General features: G+C 34.2%; 21 protein-coding genes and 1 riboswitch. Of the genes, 20 read left to right on the top strand and 1 reads right to left on the bottom strand.

What is annotated here, in order from left to right; genetic code table 11:
- Positions 1 to 225: 225 nt before the first annotated feature.
- The 17 genes from J7E44_RS08660 (at position 226) to ribB (ending at position 13591) form a co-directional block, all read left to right on the top strand.
- Complete coding sequence (locus J7E44_RS08660) at positions 226 to 1182, top strand: DUF2157 domain-containing protein (protein ID WP_214827986.1); 957 nt, start codon at positions 226 to 228, stop codon at positions 1180 to 1182.
- The gene (locus J7E44_RS08655) at positions 1172 to 2245 is read left to right on the top strand and encodes a DUF4401 domain-containing protein (protein ID WP_214827983.1); all 1074 of its coding nucleotides are present in this window, start codon (positions 1172 to 1174) and stop codon (positions 2243 to 2245) included. Before J7E44_RS08660 ends, J7E44_RS08655 begins: the two co-directional genes overlap by 11 nt.
- Positions 2232 to 2720, top strand: a complete 489-nt coding sequence (locus J7E44_RS08650) for a GDYXXLXY domain-containing protein (protein WP_214827980.1) — start codon at positions 2232 to 2234, stop codon at positions 2718 to 2720. Before J7E44_RS08655 ends, J7E44_RS08650 begins: the two co-directional genes overlap by 14 nt.
- A gap of 92 nt (positions 2721 to 2812) precedes the next feature.
- Complete coding sequence (locus tag J7E44_RS08645; RefSeq protein WP_214827977.1) at positions 2813 to 3475, top strand: DUF2461 domain-containing protein; 663 nt, start codon at positions 2813 to 2815, stop codon at positions 3473 to 3475.
- 91 nt (positions 3476 to 3566) lie between these two features.
- The gene (locus tag J7E44_RS08640; protein ID WP_214827975.1) at positions 3567 to 4145 is read left to right on the top strand and encodes a peroxiredoxin family protein; all 579 of its coding nucleotides are present in this window, start codon (positions 3567 to 3569) and stop codon (positions 4143 to 4145) included.
- 18 nt (positions 4146 to 4163) lie between these two features.
- The gene (locus J7E44_RS08635) at positions 4164 to 4709 is read left to right on the top strand and encodes a dihydrofolate reductase family protein (protein ID WP_214827972.1); all 546 of its coding nucleotides are present in this window, start codon (positions 4164 to 4166) and stop codon (positions 4707 to 4709) included.
- A gap of 5 nt (positions 4710 to 4714) precedes the next feature.
- Entirely contained in the window at positions 4715 to 5068 is a 354-nt protein-coding gene (locus J7E44_RS08630) for a DUF2200 domain-containing protein (protein ID WP_214827969.1), read from the top strand.
- A gap of 95 nt (positions 5069 to 5163) precedes the next feature.
- On the top strand, positions 5164 to 5919 hold the full coding sequence (locus J7E44_RS08625; RefSeq protein WP_214827966.1) for an SDR family oxidoreductase: 756 nt from the start codon (positions 5164 to 5166) through the stop codon (positions 5917 to 5919).
- A gap of 68 nt (positions 5920 to 5987) precedes the next feature.
- Positions 5988 to 6335 carry a YciI family protein gene (locus tag J7E44_RS08620; RefSeq protein WP_214827964.1) on the top strand — a complete coding sequence of 116 codons (348 nt, stop codon included), beginning with the start codon at positions 5988 to 5990 and terminating at the stop codon, positions 6333 to 6335.
- Between the two features lie 14 nt (positions 6336 to 6349).
- Complete coding sequence (locus J7E44_RS08615; protein WP_214827962.1) at positions 6350 to 7585, top strand: RNA polymerase sigma factor; 1236 nt, start codon at positions 6350 to 6352, stop codon at positions 7583 to 7585.
- A 138-nt stretch (positions 7586 to 7723) separates the two neighbouring features.
- A complete protein-coding gene (locus tag J7E44_RS08610; protein WP_214827960.1) occupies positions 7724 to 8356 on the top strand; it encodes a TetR/AcrR family transcriptional regulator in 633 nt (210 codons plus the stop codon).
- Positions 8357 to 8383: 27 nt separating this feature from the next.
- Positions 8384 to 9229, top strand: coding sequence for a sialate O-acetylesterase (locus J7E44_RS08605; protein ID WP_214827957.1), 846 nt, complete (start codon positions 8384 to 8386; stop codon positions 9227 to 9229).
- A 142-nt stretch (positions 9230 to 9371) separates the two neighbouring features.
- A complete protein-coding gene (locus J7E44_RS08600) occupies positions 9372 to 9872 on the top strand; it encodes a DinB family protein (protein ID WP_214827954.1) in 501 nt (166 codons plus the stop codon).
- Between the two features lie 165 nt (positions 9873 to 10037).
- Positions 10038 to 10658: a hypothetical protein gene (locus J7E44_RS08595; protein WP_214827952.1), complete on the top strand. Its 621-nt coding sequence runs from the start codon at positions 10038 to 10040 to the stop codon at positions 10656 to 10658.
- A 153-nt stretch (positions 10659 to 10811) separates the two neighbouring features.
- Positions 10812 to 11597, top strand: a complete 786-nt coding sequence (locus J7E44_RS08590) for a hypothetical protein (protein WP_214827950.1) — start codon at positions 10812 to 10814, stop codon at positions 11595 to 11597.
- A 131-nt stretch (positions 11598 to 11728) separates the two neighbouring features.
- Positions 11729 to 12508, top strand: coding sequence for an alpha/beta fold hydrolase (locus J7E44_RS08585; RefSeq protein ID WP_214827947.1), 780 nt, complete (start codon positions 11729 to 11731; stop codon positions 12506 to 12508).
- 215 nt (positions 12509 to 12723) lie between these two features.
- A riboswitch (FMN riboswitch) is annotated at positions 12724 to 12849 on the top strand.
- A gap of 91 nt (positions 12850 to 12940) precedes the next feature.
- Positions 12941 to 13591 carry a 3,4-dihydroxy-2-butanone-4-phosphate synthase gene (gene ribB, locus J7E44_RS08580; protein WP_214827945.1) on the top strand — a complete coding sequence of 217 codons (651 nt, stop codon included), beginning with the start codon at positions 12941 to 12943 and terminating at the stop codon, positions 13589 to 13591.
- Positions 13592 to 13666: 75 nt separating this feature from the next.
- Here the strand turns inward: ribB and J7E44_RS08575 are convergent, their stop codons facing one another.
- Positions 13667 to 15754 carry an outer membrane beta-barrel protein gene (locus tag J7E44_RS08575; protein ID WP_214827941.1) on the bottom strand — a complete coding sequence of 696 codons (2088 nt, stop codon included), beginning with the start codon at positions 15752 to 15754 and terminating at the stop codon, positions 13667 to 13669.
- Between the two features lie 205 nt (positions 15755 to 15959).
- On the opposite strand from J7E44_RS08575, the gene J7E44_RS08570 reads away from it, so the two are divergent.
- The 3 genes from J7E44_RS08570 to J7E44_RS08560 all read left to right on the top strand — a co-directional run bounded on the left by J7E44_RS08570 (position 15960) and on the right by J7E44_RS08560 (position 18754).
- Entirely contained in the window at positions 15960 to 16712 is a 753-nt protein-coding gene (locus J7E44_RS08570; RefSeq protein WP_214827938.1) for a DUF3575 domain-containing protein, read from the top strand.
- Positions 16713 to 16811: 99 nt separating this feature from the next.
- Positions 16812 to 17489 (top strand): response regulator transcription factor, encoded by a 678-nt coding sequence (locus tag J7E44_RS08565; RefSeq protein WP_214827935.1) that lies wholly within the window; start codon positions 16812 to 16814, stop codon positions 17487 to 17489.
- Positions 17486 to 18754: a sensor histidine kinase gene (locus J7E44_RS08560; protein WP_214827932.1), complete on the top strand. Its 1269-nt coding sequence runs from the start codon at positions 17486 to 17488 to the stop codon at positions 18752 to 18754. Before J7E44_RS08565 ends, J7E44_RS08560 begins: the two co-directional genes overlap by 4 nt.
- The last annotated feature ends 88 nt before the right edge of the window (positions 18755 to 18842 follow it).

Raw genomic sequence — 18842 nt, 5'->3', positions numbered from 1 at the left:
GCTTTAGCAAATGAATTAATTTTTTAATGAAGATAATAATTACAATCAGCTGTTTAAGATGAAAATTAAAAAAGAAGAATATTCTTGTAGAATAATTTCTTTTTTCCTGTCATATGACACTCAGAAAATTCCCATTTCGATTCCATGTATTTTTTTGTAGTTTAGTTCTACTGAATCCTAAAGAAATAATTTTTTTTCACGAGGCTTCAATTAAAAAAAACATCCATGAAAAACCTGCAACGGGAAGATATCCAAATTATCAGCCGCCACAGTAATGTGACCGAACAGGGCATTGAAAGAGCCTTAAAAGAAAACGTTTACAATGATAAAGAAACATGGCAAAAATTCTTCCGCCTTTTCCTGATCACTCTCGGTATTGGTTTTACGACAGCAGGGATCATTTTCTTTTTTGCCTATAACTGGGCGGATCTGAATAAATTTGTAAAACTTGGATTGATCGAAGTACTCATTGTAGCAACGACCATTATGGTCTTACTTCCAAAGATAAAAAGTGGAACCAAAAATATTATTCTTACGGGTTCTTCATTTTTGGTAGGGGCTCTATTTGCCGTATTCGGACAGATTTATCAGACAGGTGCCGATGCCTATGACTTCTTTTTAGCCTGGACCTTATTTATAACGCTATGGGTTATTGTTTCCAATTTTGCTCCGTTATGGCTGCTGTATATTGTTTTAATCAACACCACATTTTTTTTATATACAGAGCAGGTTGCCAAAGATCTGCCTGAAATCCTTGTTATTACATCATTGTTTTTGTTTAATACAGCAATACTTATTGCATCCGTTCTATTGGATCACTATAAAAAGATTGAAAATATTCCGAAGTGGTTTACCTACATTCTGGCTTTAGGATCGGTTACCTTCGCGACGATGGGAATTGTTTTTGGAATCTTGGATGATAATCCACCTTTATTTCCCCTTTTGATTTCAGCTATTATACTGGTTTTTGCCCTTGGAATCTGGCACGGAATACGTTCGAAAAATACATTTTATCTTTCAATCATTCCATTGAGCCTTATCATTATCATTACCACCTTATTATTTAAAATATCAGATGAAATGATCATGTTTTTAATTGTCGGCATATTTATCATTGTAAGTGTTACTTTGGTTATTATGAGTCTGCTTAAACTTCAAAAAAAATGGACCAATGAGAAATAAAGAAGAGATAAAAGAAGTATTGGATTATTTCCAAACAATGGATGATAAAGAATTGAAATTTGATGAAGAAGCTATTTTAACCGCATATCAGAAAAAAGAAGATCATCAGTCTTTAGCCATAAAAATCCTATCCATTTTTGGTGGAATTTCAGCAGGTCTTGTTTTTCTGGGAGCGTTGTTTATTACGGGGATATATGATTCAGATTCAGGATTATTAGCATTTGGAGTAGTGGCTATTATTGGAGGTGTCTTCATTAATAAGTTCTTTGATAAATTAATTATTGATACCATCAGTGTTTCGTCTTATATTATTGGGTTTATTCTTTTAGGTGTAGGTATGTTTAAAATGGAAGCGAGTGAAAATACGGTGTGCTTTCTTTTTATTCTGATAGCCATTGCATCATTACTGATCGTTCGGAGTTATATTATTTCCTTTATTTCGGTATTGATCATTAATGGATCTATTTTAGCACTACTCCTATTCAATAACAATTTTTTTGGTATTCAGATGTACACTTGTGTTCTTGCCATCATGGTAACTGTTGTGTTCCTGAAAGAGGCAAAAATAATTTCTATCCATCCAGCATTTTCAAAATTATACAACCCTGTTCGAATAGGACTGATTTTTTCATTCCTTGCAGGATTGGTTCTTCTTAATAAAAGTGACATTCCCGATATATCAATAAACTACCTTTGGATATCATCGGCAGTGATTATCCTGACCATACTATATGTACTTTCCTACCTTTTTGAAGTATTGAATATTTCACAAACGAAACAAAAGGCCGGAATATATATTGTAAGCACGGTCATATTGCTATCTACCCTATTATCTCCAGGGGTATCGGGTGCTCTTTTAATTATTCTTCTAAGTTTTCTGGTCAACTATAAAACCAGTTTTGTTATTGGCATTATTGCCTTCATTTGCTTTATTTCACAATATTATTACGACCTTCATTTTACACTGCTTACCAAATCTATATTTTTATTTTCGTCAGGTGTTTTATTTCTGGGTCTTTATCTATTAACTCACAAAAAACTGACATCAAATGAAAAAGTATAAATGGATTATTATAGCACTAAACCTCATCGTCTTACTGATCTATTTTAATTTTTCAGTATCTAAAAAGGAAGCCGTCCTAAAAGACGGAAAGTTGGTTCTTTTACAGCTTGCTCCGGTTGATCCACGTTCTTTAATGCAGGGTGATTACATGAGTTTAAGGTATCATATAGCACAAAATATAAATATGGATCATATTCCTAAAAGAGGATATTGCGTTGTTCGTCTTGATAAGAATGGAGTCGCAGATAGAGTAAGGCTTCAAAAAGAGACAACACCACTGAATAATGGTGAATATCTTATTAAATATTCTTCACCTGAACAGTGGACCATCAATATTGGAGCAGAATCTTTCTTTTTCCAGGAAGGACAAGCCGAAAAATATGAAAATGCCAAATATGGTGGTGTGAAAATCGATGAAAATGGCAACAGCGTGTTAGTGGGACTTTATAACGGGCAACTAAAAAACATAAAATAAAAACGTTATCACACAAGATTACAAAATATATGATCTGACTACAGATCAAGAAACCTACTTAAACTTTTAATTTCCAGCATTTATATAACATCATGAAAAAGGCACTTGAATTTCTTAAAAAAATCAATGAAAATAACAATCGCGAATGGTTTAATGAACATAAGCATGAATATGATTTAGTTGTAAAAGAAAACAAAGTCTTTTTTAATGAGATCTATAGTGAGCTACAGCAGTATGATAATTTAAAAGGCATCCATATTTTCAGGATTTACAGAGACGTTCGTTTTTCTAAAGATCAATCTACGCCTTATAAAACTAATTTCGGAGTTGGATATTCCCGTTCAAAACCTATGTTAAGAGGCGGGTATTATATTAACCTGGAACCCAATAACAGCTTCGTGGGAGGTGGATTCTGGGGTCCTGAGGCTAAAGATCTGCTCCGTATCCGCAAAGAATTTGAACTCAATACAACAGAAATTGAAAAGATAATGTCTGATGAAACTTTTATAAAATATTTCGGAGAAATCAAAGGTGATGCCGTAAAAACGGCTCCAAGAGGTTTTGATAAAAATCATCCCGCCATTGATCTCATCAGAAAAAAGCAATATGTTGTGATGCGAAAATTCACGGATAAGCAGGTTCTGTCTGGTGATTTCCAGAAAGAAGCCATTCTGACCTTATTAGCCATGCGGCCTTTTTTTAATTATATGAGTGAAGTTCTTACAGTGGATTTAAACGGAGAACCTTTATTTTAAAAGTCAGCTCACCTGTTATCAAAGCCTTCCTGTTTTTAGAAAGTCTTTTTTGTTATATTTACTCTCATTTTAAAATTCTAATACAACCAGCATGAAAAAAATTTTAGCCCTTTTTGTGATTTTATCTATACTTTCCTGTGAAAGCGAAAAGGAAAAAAAAGAAAAAATTTTTAAAGAATTCCAAAAGGAGGCAAAAGAATTGAAAAAAAATCAGATTGACTTCTTTCTTAATGCAAAGCCCAAATATTTTTCGGCTAAAACAATTAATGGAAGTGTTTTCAATTCACAAAATTATAAGGGTAAAAATCTGGTCGTTTTTGTTTACGATAAATCTTATCTAAAAAAGAGTGCATCTTATGATATGCCAGAAGAGTTTAATGCGCTGTATAAAGAATTTAAAAACGAGGCCAATTTTATTGGTATTGTAGAAGGATTTATAGAAAATGAAAAAGAACTAAAAGATTATCTGAGCCAGTCAGATATTTTGTTTGAACAGATTGACAATACCAAGTCATATAGTAAATCCGAAAAATTAAACTACAACCTGTTTTGCAGTCCGGCAAAAATACTCATCGACACCAATGGAAAGGTGATCCATTCTTCTTGTGGTGGTGGAAACAATTCAGAAATCGAACGAAAGCTGGACAGCATAAGATCTGCTGTAAAATAATTAATTTTATCTTTAAAAATGAAAAAAGTAATATTAGATCTGGCGACTACTTTAGACGGATTCATCGAGGGACCGAACGGTGAAATCGATTGGTGTATTATGGATGATGATATGGATTTCGATGGTTTTCTTTCAAGTATAGATACTATTTTTTACGGGAGAGTGAGCTATGATGCCTGGGGAAATTATCAGGCTGGTGAAAATGCAACTCCAGAAGAACAGAAACTCTGGGAGGCCGTTCATTCTAAAAATAAATTTGTGTTTTCCAGTCAGGACAGAGAAGACAAAAATGCCATTTTTATTAATACGGATATTGAAACAAAAGTTTCAGAGATAAAAAATCAAGGCGGAAAAGATATTTGGCTGTATGGTGGTGCCAGTCTTATTAAAACTTTTATTCAGCATAATTTGATTGATGTCTACAGAATATCTGTTCATCCTATTGTCTTAGGAAGTGGGAAACCTTTATTTGAAGATCTGAACGAAAGATTACATTTAAAACTCATAACAACCAATGTCTTCAAATCCGGAGTAGTACAGCTTATTTATGAACCTGTAAAATAAAATTCATGCAAAATAACGACAGAGTTTATAATATGTCTTTTGCAGGAGTTTATCCTCACTATATTCAAAAAGCAGAAAAAAAAGGACGTACAAAAGAAGAAGTTCATGAAATTATTTTCTGGCTGACTGGTTATAATGAAAAAGATCTTCAGGAAATACTAAATAACAAAACCAACTTTAGAGATTTCTTTGAACAGGCTCCTCTGATAAACCCTAATGTTTCCTTAATAAAAGGCGTTATTTGTGGCTATCGCGTTGAAGAAATTGAAGATGAGCTGATGAGAAAAATTCGTTATCTGGATAAGTTAATTGATGAATTGGCGAAGGGAAAATCCATGGATAAAATTCTGAGACGATAAAATATTTTTAAATTTCTAAATAATTTTTCTCCATCTTTTGTCCAATTTCGAAAACTCGATTGTCATTAGAGTATAAACCCATAAAATTATACATAATGAAAATCACAGTAATTGGCGGTACCGGCCTTATCGGTAGCAAACTTGTTAGTAGTCTTAAAAATTTAGGTCATGAAGTTTTAGCGGCATCTCCCAATTCAGGAGTCAATACCTTAACAGGAGAAGGCCTTGACAAAGCTTTGGAAAATGTAGATGTCGTGGTAGACGTTGCCAACTCTCCTTCTTTTGCAGACGATGATGTCATGAAATTCTTCAAAACATCAGGTGAAAACTTAATTGCAGCAGAAAAAAAAGCAGGTGTAAAGCATCACATCGCTTTATCGGTAGTAGGGACAGACCGTCTACAGGAAAGTGGATATTTCAGAGCAAAACAGGTTCAGGAAGATCTTATTAAAGAGTCTGGAATTCCTTACACGATCGTTCACTCTACTCAATTTTTCGAATTTGTTGGTGGTATCGTTCATTCCAGTACAGTTGATCACAAGATTTTAGTTTCTCCAGCATTAATCCAGCCTATCGCTTCAGATGATGTGGTAAAATCAATGACTGAAGTTACCATTAATCCTCCTAAAAATAATACCGTAGAAATCGGAGGTCCTGAAAAAATAAAACTGGATGATTTGGTAAGAAAATACACATCGATCATGAAGAATCAGGATGAAGTAGTAACAAATCCGGAGGCTACTTATTTCGGAGCTCCATTAAATGACAGCACTTTAGTGCCCAATAACGATGCAAAATTAGGAAGTATCCGTTATGAAGAATGGATTTCAAATCCTGAAAATCAGAGATAAGATCCAAGCAGGATTTTTTATTATTAAATTTATAAAGTAAAATACATTTTATTTAAAATTACAACATCATGAATGAGTTTTTAATCGCCATACACCGGGATATTATTAATAAAGACGCAAGTCCTTCACCAGAGCAAATGCAGGCTTCTATTCAGCCTTTTCAAGACTGGTTAGGAAGCATTGCCGCTCAGAACAAACTCGTTTCTCCACCCAAAAGATGGGACCTTGGCGGAAGAGTGGTAAAAAACGACACTGTTATTAATGGACCTTATGCAGAAATCAAAGAATCTATTGGCGGGATGTTCATCATCAGAGCTAATGATTATGATGAAGCGGTAGAAATAGCAAAAGGCTGTCCTATCCTTCAATGGGGGGCCAGTGTAGAAGTTAGGATGGCAATTCCACCAGCGCAATAAATTATTAAAATTTAATGCAGGAGCATTCATTAATACCCAATTTATTCAGAACAGAGTACCGGAAAATTGTTTCGGTGCTCTGTTCTGTATTTGGCATCAATCATATTGAAATTGCAGAGGATATTGTAAGTGACACTTTTCTTACTGCTACTGAAACCTGGAGTATTAATGGGATTCCGGAAAATCCTACTGCCTGGCTCTACACTGTTGCCAAAAACAAAACCAAGAACTATTTTAAAAGAGATGCTTTGTTTCACCAAAAAATCTCAGATGAAATTAAATATTTAGCTTCTGATCAGGAAGAATTTGAAATAGATCTTTCCGATAAAAATATTATTGACAGTCAATTGGCTATGATGTTTACAGTCTGTAATCCTTCTATTTCAAAAGATTCTCAAATTTCATTAGCCTTAAACTTACTTTGTGGATTTGGGACCCAGGAAATTGCCGATGCTTTTCTGGTTAATAAAGAAGTGATCTATAAAAGACTGAAAAGGGCAAAAGAAAAACTAAAAGCCCAGGGAATAAAAATTGAGCAACCTTCAGTTGTACAGATCCATTCAAGCCTGGAAACAGTTCTTACCACTTTATATTTATTATTTTCGGAAGGTTATTATTCAACCTCTCAAAATGCCATTCTTAGAAAAGATCTTTGTCTTGAGGCGATAAGGTTAACATTATTACTTCTTAAAAACAAGCTTACCAATACTCCATCTACTCACGCATTATTATCTCTCATGTATTTTCATTCCTCAAGATTCAATGCGAGGATTAATGATAAGGGTGAAAGTATTTTATACGGGGAACAGGATGACACTTTATGGGATCTGGAATTGATTAATAAAGGGATTAAACACCTGAACCAAAGTGCTTCAGGAAATTCTTTAACCAAATTTCATTTGGAATCAGCCATCGCCTATTGGCACACAAAGAAACAGGATCAAGATGAAAAATGGGAAAATATTCTGCAATTATACAATCAGCTTTTACAGGTTGAATATTCTCCAATGGCTGCTCTCAACCGAACTTTTGCCTTTGCAAAGGTGAGAGGAAAAGCTGCGGCAATTATTGAGGGCGAAAAGCTGGAACTCATTGACAATCCTTTTTATTATTCCCTTTTAGGACATCTTTATACCGGTATTGATGATTTAAAAGCGATACAACATTTTGAATCGGCCATAAAACTTTCTAATTCGCAATCCGTTATGAAAACCCTGAAAAGGTATATTGATACTTTGAAAAGAAAATAACGTCATCTAATAGATATTTGTTCTCTTAAGTAGTTTTGAAAACCCATTATTTGATTTTTAACGCATACGCTCTTTGAATATATTCTAAAATACTATACATTTGCATTTATAATTAAATGAACATTCATTTAATTATAAATGACTGATAATAAAATAAATATGCGTAACCGGGATTCTACCAAAGAAAATATGATTAAGCAAAAGGCTATTGAAATCATTGTAAAAGATGGATTGGATGGTTTTACGATCAACAAATTGGCGAAAGCATGCAATATATCTGTAGGTACCCCTTACGTATATTATAAAGATAAAGATGACCTCATCGTTAAACTGGTTATTGAGGAAGGAAATAAAATGGAAACACTGATCAATGAAGGATTTGATCCGGCTTCTTCTCTTGAAGAAGGACTGCGTGTACAGTGGACGAACAGATATCATTATGCCATCAAAAATCCCCTACTCCTTCCTTTCTTTGAGCAGATCAACAATTCTCATTACAGCCAGCAATTTGTTCAAATGTTTAATGAAAAACCAGGGATGTTTATGAGCGAATTCAAAAACAATCTTTTAAATTTCATCTCCAATACGGTGCAACGGGGAGAAATGGAAGAAACTCCATTTGAAATTTACTGGTCAATTGCTTTTGCTCCATTATATACCTTATTACGTTTTCATCAGCAGGGAAGAAATATCAACGGATTACCTTTTGTTTTAACCGATGAAATAATATGGTCAACTTTCAACAAGGTTTGTAAAGCATTAAAAAATTAATAAAAGAATCATAATTCAATACGCACAATGACACATTCATTTTTAATGATCGGACAATCCAATATGGCAGGTCGGGGGTTCCTGAAAGACGTTCCTTCTATTCATGACGAAAAGATAAAAATGTTAAGAAACGGAAGATGGCAGATGATGGCGGAACCTATTAATTTTGACCGATCTACTTCAGGAATCAGTCTGGCAGCTACTTTTGCTTCTTCATGGCGATTATTTCATAATCAGGAAGATGATATTGCATTAATTCCATGCGCCGATGGAGGTACAAGCCTGGAAGATTGGTCTGTAGAAGGTCCGTTATTTCAAAATGCAGTTTCTCAGGCAAAAGCTGCACAAAAAATAAGTAACCTGAGTGGAATTCTCTGGCATCAGGGAGAAAGTGATAGCTATGGACAAAAACATCAGCTCTATAAAGAAAAATTAAGTCTGATTATAGAAACCTTGAGAAAAGAACTTAATGCTCCGGATATCCCTCTGATCATTGGAGGATTGGGAGATTTTTTACGAGATGGTATCTATGGTCAGTATTTTAATGAATATAATGAAGTCAATGCAGCTTTAATTCAATTCGCAGAAGATCATGATCACACCTACTTTGTATCTGCAGAAGGTTTAACAGCCAATCCCGATAACATTCATTTTGATGCTATTTCTCAAAGAAAATTTGGAATCAGGTATTTTAGAGCTTTCGAGCAAAAAAATCATATTCTGGGAAGATTACCAGATGAAGATCAAATTATAGAAATGATCAATAACCGTCCACTGACGAAAAATGAAAAGCATGAATTGCTCCAATTTCAATTAGCAATGGGAGCTATAGAGGTTGAGGAATTTCAATCCCAATTGGCAAAACTTGCTTGATCAATAGATCTTATTAATCATAAGAAATAATAAAATCCGGTCTTTTTTCAGACCGGGTTTTATTTTATACAAACTCAATTCATATTTTATTTATTTTTATTTTGAAATAATATCAAAAACAACATCAAAAAATAAAATAATTATGAGCTTAAAAACATTAGTCACTAAAAGTGTTCAGTACAATAATTGGGTCGTTAATAAATACATTGACTGGCTTTCTACCAAATCGGATGAACAGCTTAATCAGGAAACGATCTCAAGCTTTCCAACCATTTTAAAAACATTACATCACATCTGGCAAACTCAGCAATACTGGTGGAGTCACATTGCTGAAAACGGTGATTTTGATTTTGCTAAAACTTCAGCAGTAAATACTAAGGAAGAAATTTTCAGTGCCATTAAAAACAATTCCGAAATGCTGTTGAAGTATGTGGAAAGCCTGTCTGAAGAAGATTTAACCAAAAATGTAAAAATAGAATCTCAATGGTTTCAGTGTGATTTCTCCAAATATGAATACATCCAGCATGCCATCATTCATGGAACTTATCACAGGGGACAAATCGTAACCATGGGGAGAAATGTCGGAATTACAGATGCACCGATGACCGACTACAATTTCTGGAATATTTATAAAGATCAGTAATAAGTGAAATTATTTATTCCAATAAAGACTAACTTCAAACTAACCATTCTAAAATTTAGGATGGTTTTTTATTTTCTGAACAAATTAAAAAGTACACAAAAGAGTAATTGATTCATAATCATGGGCAGGGTAAATTTGGTATATAAATTAATAAAACAAACGACCATGAAAACACTATTTAAAACATTTTTTATCTTGCTAGTCTCCATTAATCTTATTCAGGCACAAGATCCACCAAGAAGTTGTGAGCATTCAGTAAGTTTATTCGATGCCATTATAAAAGGAAAGATAACGAGCCAGGTTCGTACAGCACATCAGTATTATATGAACAGTTCAGATCCAAATGCAGGAAGCACCTACGAAGAAAGAACTGCTAATTTACAGAAGGAAATAGCCAAAACATTTCAGGCTTTTATGAAAGTCCGCAGAGAGGAATACAGAAAAACTATTTGTCATTACTACAAAACAGATTGGAATAAACCAGGCAACAGCAGCTATAGAACGCTAACCGTCCAACCCGGTTTCTATCTCTTGGTCAATACTCTGAAGCGCACAACAAATGGCGACTGGAAAGGAGGCCCAATATGGCAGCCCGATTCAACTGCTCCCACTTCAATTAGATGGAAAACCGGTGGGCACAGGAGAAGTGAAACTTTTGTAGATATCCAGGCCATGTACGGGGAAAGTTACATAAAAACAACGATTGTTAATGAATTAAACCTGGTACGAAAAGAACTTAATGATCTTGGTATACCCACTGAAATTCCCCCATTCCTCGAAGAATAAACCGTTGAACTTTAACTCTGGAGAATTATCTCAATAAGAATTTCACTAATATCAATATAAAACTGTTCTGATTTTCAGGACAGTTTTTCATTAAGCACCGATCAAATATGTATATTTGAATATAATATACATCACTATCTGTCCCCGCACAAAATGAAAAAAAACCTACTCCTTACTTTCACTTTTATATATACTCTTTATTTCTCCCAGAATAAAATTTCGCTTTCTCACGCGTCCCAGTATGATGATTTTATTGAGATCGGAATAGAAATAGACAAACCAGTCAGTAAATTTGATTTAATTGATCTGGATACCTTAATTATCAGTGATACTAAGAACAATATCCTAAAAGAGAATTGGGAATATCCGCTAAATTACAACTATAACAATGGCATCACCAAAGTAAGACGTTTTTACATCCCGGATAAAAAAATTAAAACCGCTGATATAAAGGGTGTATTTAACTATTTTACACCTTCTAAAGAAACCAATACCTACTTTGATTTGGGTACCCTTAAAGATATCAAGCGAAATGTAAATCTCATTGATAGGAAAATTACAGATAAAAATCCATACCTCCATTTCAGTATTGTTGATTCCACAGAGATCAAAAAAGTTTTTCCTGATTTCGAATATAAAGAGGGTGATGAGAAAGAATACAAAAAAATTAATTTCAAAGATTTTGATTTTATATATGCCTACAGATATAATAATAAACAAAAATTAGTTTATTTCTTTAATGATAATCCTGCCCCCGGATACCACACCTTCACCGTGGGAGATAAGAAGACAAGAATTAATTATATTCTAATCAAATTAAAACGTGATATCACTCCTTCCGAACTGGATAATGTCAGAATTGAACTGATGATAGAAAATGAAAAGTCAGTGAGAAAAATACCTTTTGAATTGAAAAACGTAGTTATTGAGAAGAAATAGACATTGAGATAATTAAGTTTGAAATTTGGCAATTAAAGTATAGATTATTTCAAAAATACATGACCCATATTAGAAAAAAAATTCCCAAATTTATATTCTTAGAAAATAATACAACCATTTTACTTATACCAATGGAAAAATACGCAACATCTTCGGACGGTCAGAAAATTCATTACAGAGAATCAGGTAAAGGAAATATTTCAATTATTTTTGTCCATGGATGGTTGGGCAATGTGGATTGGTGGATCACTCAAGTAGATTATTTGAAGAATCAATTCAATATCATACAAATTGACCTGGCCGGACACGGAAAGTCAGACAAATCAAGGCAAAACTGGACGAGTGAACAATATGCTGATGATATCAAAGCAGTAGCCGATCAGATCGATTCACAAGATATTATTCTTGTAGGGCATTCGATGTCGGGTGCATATGTTCTTGATGCTTCTTTGAAAATTCCTGCAGTAAAAGCACTTATTTTAGTAGATACACTGAAAGATCTTGATGAATACTTTAATGAGGAGATGGCCGAAGAATTTTTATTTGTACACTATCGAAATGATTATAAGAACGCAGTTGAAAATATTCTTCCGCAATATCTTTTTGTTGAATCGACTCCAGGTACAGTAAAGGATAGATTACAAACGGAGTTTCTACAAAACACGCCAGAGATGGCTATCAATCTTCTTAAACCATTATACAAAAGGGACTTCAGAAACGTTGCAAAACAAATTCAGATTCCTGTAAGGGCTATTAATTCTGATGGATCACCAACCAATACAGAGTCGAACAGAAAGTATTTTAAAGATTTTGATTATATAAATATGGCAGGGGTTGGTCACTACCCTATGCTTGAAAAGCCGGATGAGTTTAATATAATCCTTGAGGATATCATAAAGCACCTGATTTAAAAACGTCCGTTTCAATAAAACCAAATAAACCGTTCCAATTCTTAGAGCGGTTTTTATTTTTAAATCTATTCTAAATTCTTTAAGGTACATTGATAAAAAGCATGAAAAATATTTTCTCCATTTCAAAAACTTCCCGAAATTAGCAGTCTGTGCGTTAAATAAAAAATCAATGAACTAAAGAACAATTAAACAAACATACAGTAAAACTTAGTATAAGTTTTCTTCGGGGCAGGGTGTAATTCCCTACCGGCGGTTACAGTCCGCGACTCCTTTTTTATTAAAGGACTGATTTGGTGAAATTCCAAAACCGACAGTTAAAGTCTGGATGGGAGAAGAAAATGAAACGATCAATAAGGCTACCTTATGGACTTATTGTGTTGTATTTCATTTCCATGTACCGAAGTGTATTTTAACTTTTTAAAGTAAAATAACATGGAAAAATTATTAGAAAAATTCGGAGTTTCCTCCAGAGAACGTGTAGAAAATGCACTTTTAAAATTACAACAAGGTAAAGGAATCCTTTTAGTAGACGATGAAAATCGTGAAAATGAAGGCGACATTATCTTTCCTGCCTCCACCATTACAGAACAGGATATGGCACTTTTGATCCGCGAATGCAGCGGCATCGTTTGCTTGTGTATTTCTGAAGAGAAAAGCAAACATCTAAATCTCCGTCCGATGGTGGAAGCCAACAACAGTAAAAATCAAACCGCATTTACCATTTCTATTGAAGCTAAAGAAGGTGTTGAATCCGGCGTTTCAGCAAAAGACCGTGTGACAACGATCAGAACTGCTGTGGCAGAAAATGCTTTAGCAGATCACATTGCAAGTCCGGGGCATGTCTTTCCTTTAATTGCTAAAAAAGATGGTGTTTTCGAAAGAAGAGGCCACACTGAAGGCAGTGTAGATTTAGTAAAAATGGCTAACCTTGGTGACGATGCTGTACTTTGTGAACTCACTAACGAAGATGGTTCTATGGCCAGACTTCCGGAAATTGTAGAGTTTGCGACAAAAAGAGAAATGAGTGTGGTGACCATTGAGGATATTTATTCATATCGTAAAATGATGATCAGCCAGAACTAAACCAGAATAATTTAACGCACAGAAAATCTCCCACGACTTTGTCATGGGAGATTTTTATTGTAAATAGAATGATCATTAGAAAGTCGCTGCAGGAGCGGTTGAATTATTCAGTTTTTTCTCAAGATCCGTTTTCTTACCCCTAGAAAAATCATAGCTTAATCCCAGAACAAACATCGATTTATTGTTCATGATCTGACCAACCTTTGAATAGTTAACCAAACTTTCAGGAAGGCTTTTTGTTTTATATTCCGAAGGCATTCCTATCCAGTACATTCCCGTAGAAAATGTCCAGTCTTTATGTTTATAACTGACAAAAATGTGATTCTGGTTTTCGTTTGAATTAAGAAACGCTCCACTAAGCATATAAACAGGAATATTCAACTGATACTGTATTGAGAATGACTTATACTCTGAAGACAGCTCCAGGTTATTGGCTATATAATTGTTTTTGATCAATGCTCCTTTGCTGGTTCTTACCGTTTCTGATGAAGGAGCAATCATCGCTTTGATCACGAGAAGGTTGTTTCCAAAAGGTTTATAGGAACCCGTAAGCTGTATCCCATACTGTTTCGAATTTTTTGCATTCTCATAGGTAAGAGCATAACCTCCAAAAGTGTCATCTAATACATAAAACTGATTAATGGTACGGCGCGTATCCGAATAAAATAAATTGGCATTGAAATCAAAATGCTTATTATTTAATGAATAAATCAGGTTATTTCCCCATGTCAACTGTGATTTAAGAAATGGATTTCCTTTTTGCACAATATTGGGTGCCATCTGAACGACATTACTACTTAATGCAGCACTCCATGGACTTCTTGGTTTATAACTACTGGTCAAACGCAGACTCTGATTTCCTTTCAGCTGATATCCTAAAATGATTTTAGGTGTAACAGACCACTCATCAAATGTAGTTTCGGCACTTTTATTATGAATATTGGTAAGCCCTGCTCCGATTCGATATGAGAATTTTTTAATCTTACCTGAAAATTCTGTATAAAAATACTGTTCTAAATAATTCACCTTATACTGTGAGAAACCTGCAAGGTTTTGGAGATCATTCGAGATTGATGTATTGGAAATACGATAACCTGAAGAAAGTTTTCCTGCTTCAAAGTCATGCGTGTGGGCAATTTCTCCAACAAAACCGGTTTGTTTAGTGTTAAGGTTCATATCATTGTCAAAAACAGGATTCCCAGTATTGGTAACCCATTCTTTTGTAAATTCGGATGTATCGGTTGTAAAGTGGGAACCTACAAGATTCACACTTAATTCATCTTTTTTACTCAGGTTTTTGGAGAAATAAAGATCAAGCGTTGGGGTCACATAATCTGTAGAACCTCTTTTCATCATCGTATGATCCTCCATTAAATTATCTTTTGAAAAAGAACTTTCTCCATTGCCTTTAACGAAACTATTAAGAATATCCATATTCAATTTTGCCTGAAATGAATAATTATCGGGAACCATGCGGGTGTATCTCAAAGCAATATTTTGATCGGTATATCCAAAATGATCTTTTTTATTTTCATCTGAAAGATAATGAGTATTATCCAGCTGGTAGTCGTAGATACTATGTACTTTTCTATTATTATAATCTCTTAAATTAATAGAATATTCTAACCCGAAGTTATTTTTACCTTTGGTAAAATTGGCATAGGCTGATCCGTTCACAAACCCGGTATTCAAGGCTGTTCTGGCATCGGCTCCAAAAACATATCCCGTCTCGTTAGACCGGGTAATGATATTAATCACCGTATCTGCTCTTGTTGCCCATCTTGCTGGTGGAATATCATAGTATTCTACTTTTACCACTTCACTTGGTGCCACACTTCGGATCTGCATATCCGTGGCCTCAATTCCATTGATGAGAAATAAAGAGGTTCCACCTTTGGTGCTTTTAAGCTTATTTTCAATAGGGTCGAGTTGCAGCTCCGGTAATGTCTGCAGGAGATCTTTTGCATAGCGGGCTTTGTCTAAAGCATCTTTATCAAAGGTATAAACAGCCTTATCGGCAAATTGTTTTTTACGCTGAGATTTAATAATTACCTCCTGGATTTCGGCGGTTTTCGTTTTATCGATAGTATCATTTGTTACGGCCTCTTGCGAAAACACAAAAACCCCACAAAGAAAAAACACAGCACCTATGGTCTTTTTCATATCAGAATTGGAATAATATAAATAGAACAAGCAGGATCAGAAATTCATTACATAGTAATCGAATCCTAACTTCTATTAAAAGCTTATAAAACTTAAAATGAAGAGCTTATTTTTACTCAATTTTGCTTTTTGATTAATTCTTGCCCGTTTTTTGCTTCAACTTTTACGAACACCATCGCCTAATATTTAATGAAAATTTAAAGTCATGAAAAAAGGTCTTTTACTCTTCTTTTCTTTCCTTATTTTGAAAGTTTATGGCCAGGAAATCAGTGAATCTCCGTCGAACAAAATGAACATTATTAAAACCAATGTAACTGCATACGCCGTCAGAAATATTAATTTATCTTATGAAAGAGCTATTAATCAATGGTTTTCTATTAATGTTGGATTTGGGACAATGCCTGAAGGAAAAGTTCCTTTCATTAATGCATTTCTAAAAGACAAAGATGAAGACCGTTTCCAAAATCTGCGAGTTAAGGCTACCAATTTCACCGTAGAGCCTCGTTTCTATCTCGGAGCAGGCTACGGAAAAGGCTTTTATGTTGCTCCTTATTACAGATATTCTAAAGTAAGTTCCAATACTTTTGATTTCTATTATGATTTTAAACCTGTTAATGGAGTTACTTATCAGATTCCATTGCAAGGAACCGGAAGTACTAACGGTAACAGTGGTGGATTGATGGTTGGGGTTCAGTTTTTTCTCACCCGAAGCCAGAATTTAGTTTTAGATCTCTGGATTGCAGGAGCACACTACGGCAGTGGAAAAGGTGACTTTAGCCTTAGCAGTGATTTTTTACTTACCCCTGAAATGCAGCAGCAGCTTAAAAAAGAGATCGAAAACCTTGATATTCCTTTCGTAAAATATACCGTTGAAACCAATGCCAACGGAGCTAGAATAAAAGTGGATGGGCCTTGGGCTGGTTTTAGAAGTGGACTATCTTTGGGATATCGGTTCTAACAATATGAAAATGACCCCCTAAGAAACCATTCTCATTTTTTAGAATGGTTTTTTTATATCTTTAAGCCCGCAATAATGTATTTTGATTAATATTTTCACATGAAAATCCTTATCATCGAAGACCATAAAGATCTGGCTACCAACATTACAGACTATCTTAAAAAAGAAGATTACGTCTGTGAAGTGGCTACCAATGCAAAAGAAGCTTTAGAAAAAATTGAGCTTTTTGAGTATGATTGTATCCTTTTGGATCTTATGCTTCCCGACGGAAATGGATTGGAAATTCTTAAACATATTAAAAATGATGCGCCGGAATCAAGTGTTATCATTGTTTCAGCAAAAAACTCCTTAGATACAAAACTTACAGGCTTGGATGATGGAGCTGACGATTATATTACAAAACCATTCTCACTACCTGAATTACATTCCCGAATAAAGGCCGTTCTCAGAAGAAAAACCCCGGAAGCCCATCGTATTCTCAGTTTCAATGAATTTACAATCGACCTGGAATCCAAGGAATGTAGAGTCAATGACCAATTGCTGAATCTGACAAAAAAAGAACTGAATCTACTGATCTACTTCATCAACAACCAAAACAGGATGCTTTCCAAGCAAGCCATTGCCAGCCACCTTTGGGGAGATTACACCTATAGTGTTGATAATATAGACTTTGTATATCAGCATTTAAAGAACCTTCGGAAAAAGATTATTGATGGTGGTGGTAAAGATTATTTACAGACCGTTTATGGATTGGGTTATAAATGGATTGACAAATGAATTTAAGTTTTCGTTTTGCAAGAGCATTTACCATCTTGGTATTTTTCGTCCTTACGACGGGATTTACAATTCTATATTTTGCCTTTGAAAGAGCTACTATGCGTTCTGCCATTCTAAAGCTTGAAGATCTGAATGTTTATGTCGCCAAAAAACTGGAGCAAGACTCTGCTTATGATTATCTTAATTCTCACCATCGGCAGACTCAGGTTAAAATCCTTCCCGCAAATTATAAGAATACCAAAGAAAAGATTATTGAAGAAAAATACATCTGGAATAAGAGCGTACAATCTTATATCAACAAAATTACGGTGATCACCTATCCAGTAATTCATCAAAAAAGATATGCAATAACAAGTGTCCGATATATTACCATCATAGAAAATCATTTCCTCATAAGCATCATTATGGTTGTTGCATGGATTATGGTCTTTCTTATTATTCTGACCATTATCGTAGGAGTTCTGGTTTCTAAAAAAATTCTTGAACCTTTTTACCATGCTATAGATGAGATCAAAAAGTTCAGTCTGAAAGACAATCGTTCTATGAGCTTAATGAAAACACAGACGGAAGAATTTAAATCATTAAATACCTTTCTACTTAAAATGTCTGAGAGTTCAAAAAAAGATTATCACTTATTAGAGGAACTTTCAGAAAATACTTCTCATGAATTACAAACCCCTTTGGCCTCTATTAAAGGGAAGATAGAATTATTGATGGATAGTGATCTTTCCGAAAAGCAACTCCTTACGCTTTCTTCAATGAATGATGAGCTGGATAGACTTTCTTCCATTAATCAATCCCTTATTCTTTTAGCCAAGCTGGAGCATTTTGAAAAAAATGATTCACATCATATTAATTTTTCAGAACTGCTTACTGAAAGGCTTTATTATTTTGAAGACTTATTCGAAATTCAGAATCTTACACTGACGAAAGAAATCCAGAAAGAAGTTTATCTTAATTTTGATGAAAACTTAGCCATCATCGTTATCAATAACCTCATCAATAATGCTAAAAGACACAATATTGAAAATGGAAAGATCGCTGTAACACTTACAGAAAGCTATTTTCAGATTTCAAATACAGGAAATCCGCCTACTATTCCTACTGAAGAATTGTTCAAAAGATTCAAGCGTGGAAATCCAGATCAAAACTCGATTGGTATCGGTCTAGCGCTCGTGAAGAAGATTTTGGAGATTTATGATTCTGAAATCTCTTATCATTTTGAAAACAATCAGCACATATTAAAAGTCAATTTCACAAAATAAACGACTGAATTTCAAAAACATAACAACAAATATTGAATTTTGATTAAAACTTCAGAAATTCTTCAGAATTTATCTATTGTTTAGGTGC

Source organism: Chryseobacterium sp. ISL-6 (assembly GCF_018613715.1).
Lineage (GTDB): Bacteria > Bacteroidota > Bacteroidia > Flavobacteriales > Weeksellaceae > Chryseobacterium > Chryseobacterium paludis.
Note: the sequence above shows the minus strand (reverse complement) of the source record. Positions and strands in the feature narration are given on the sequence as shown.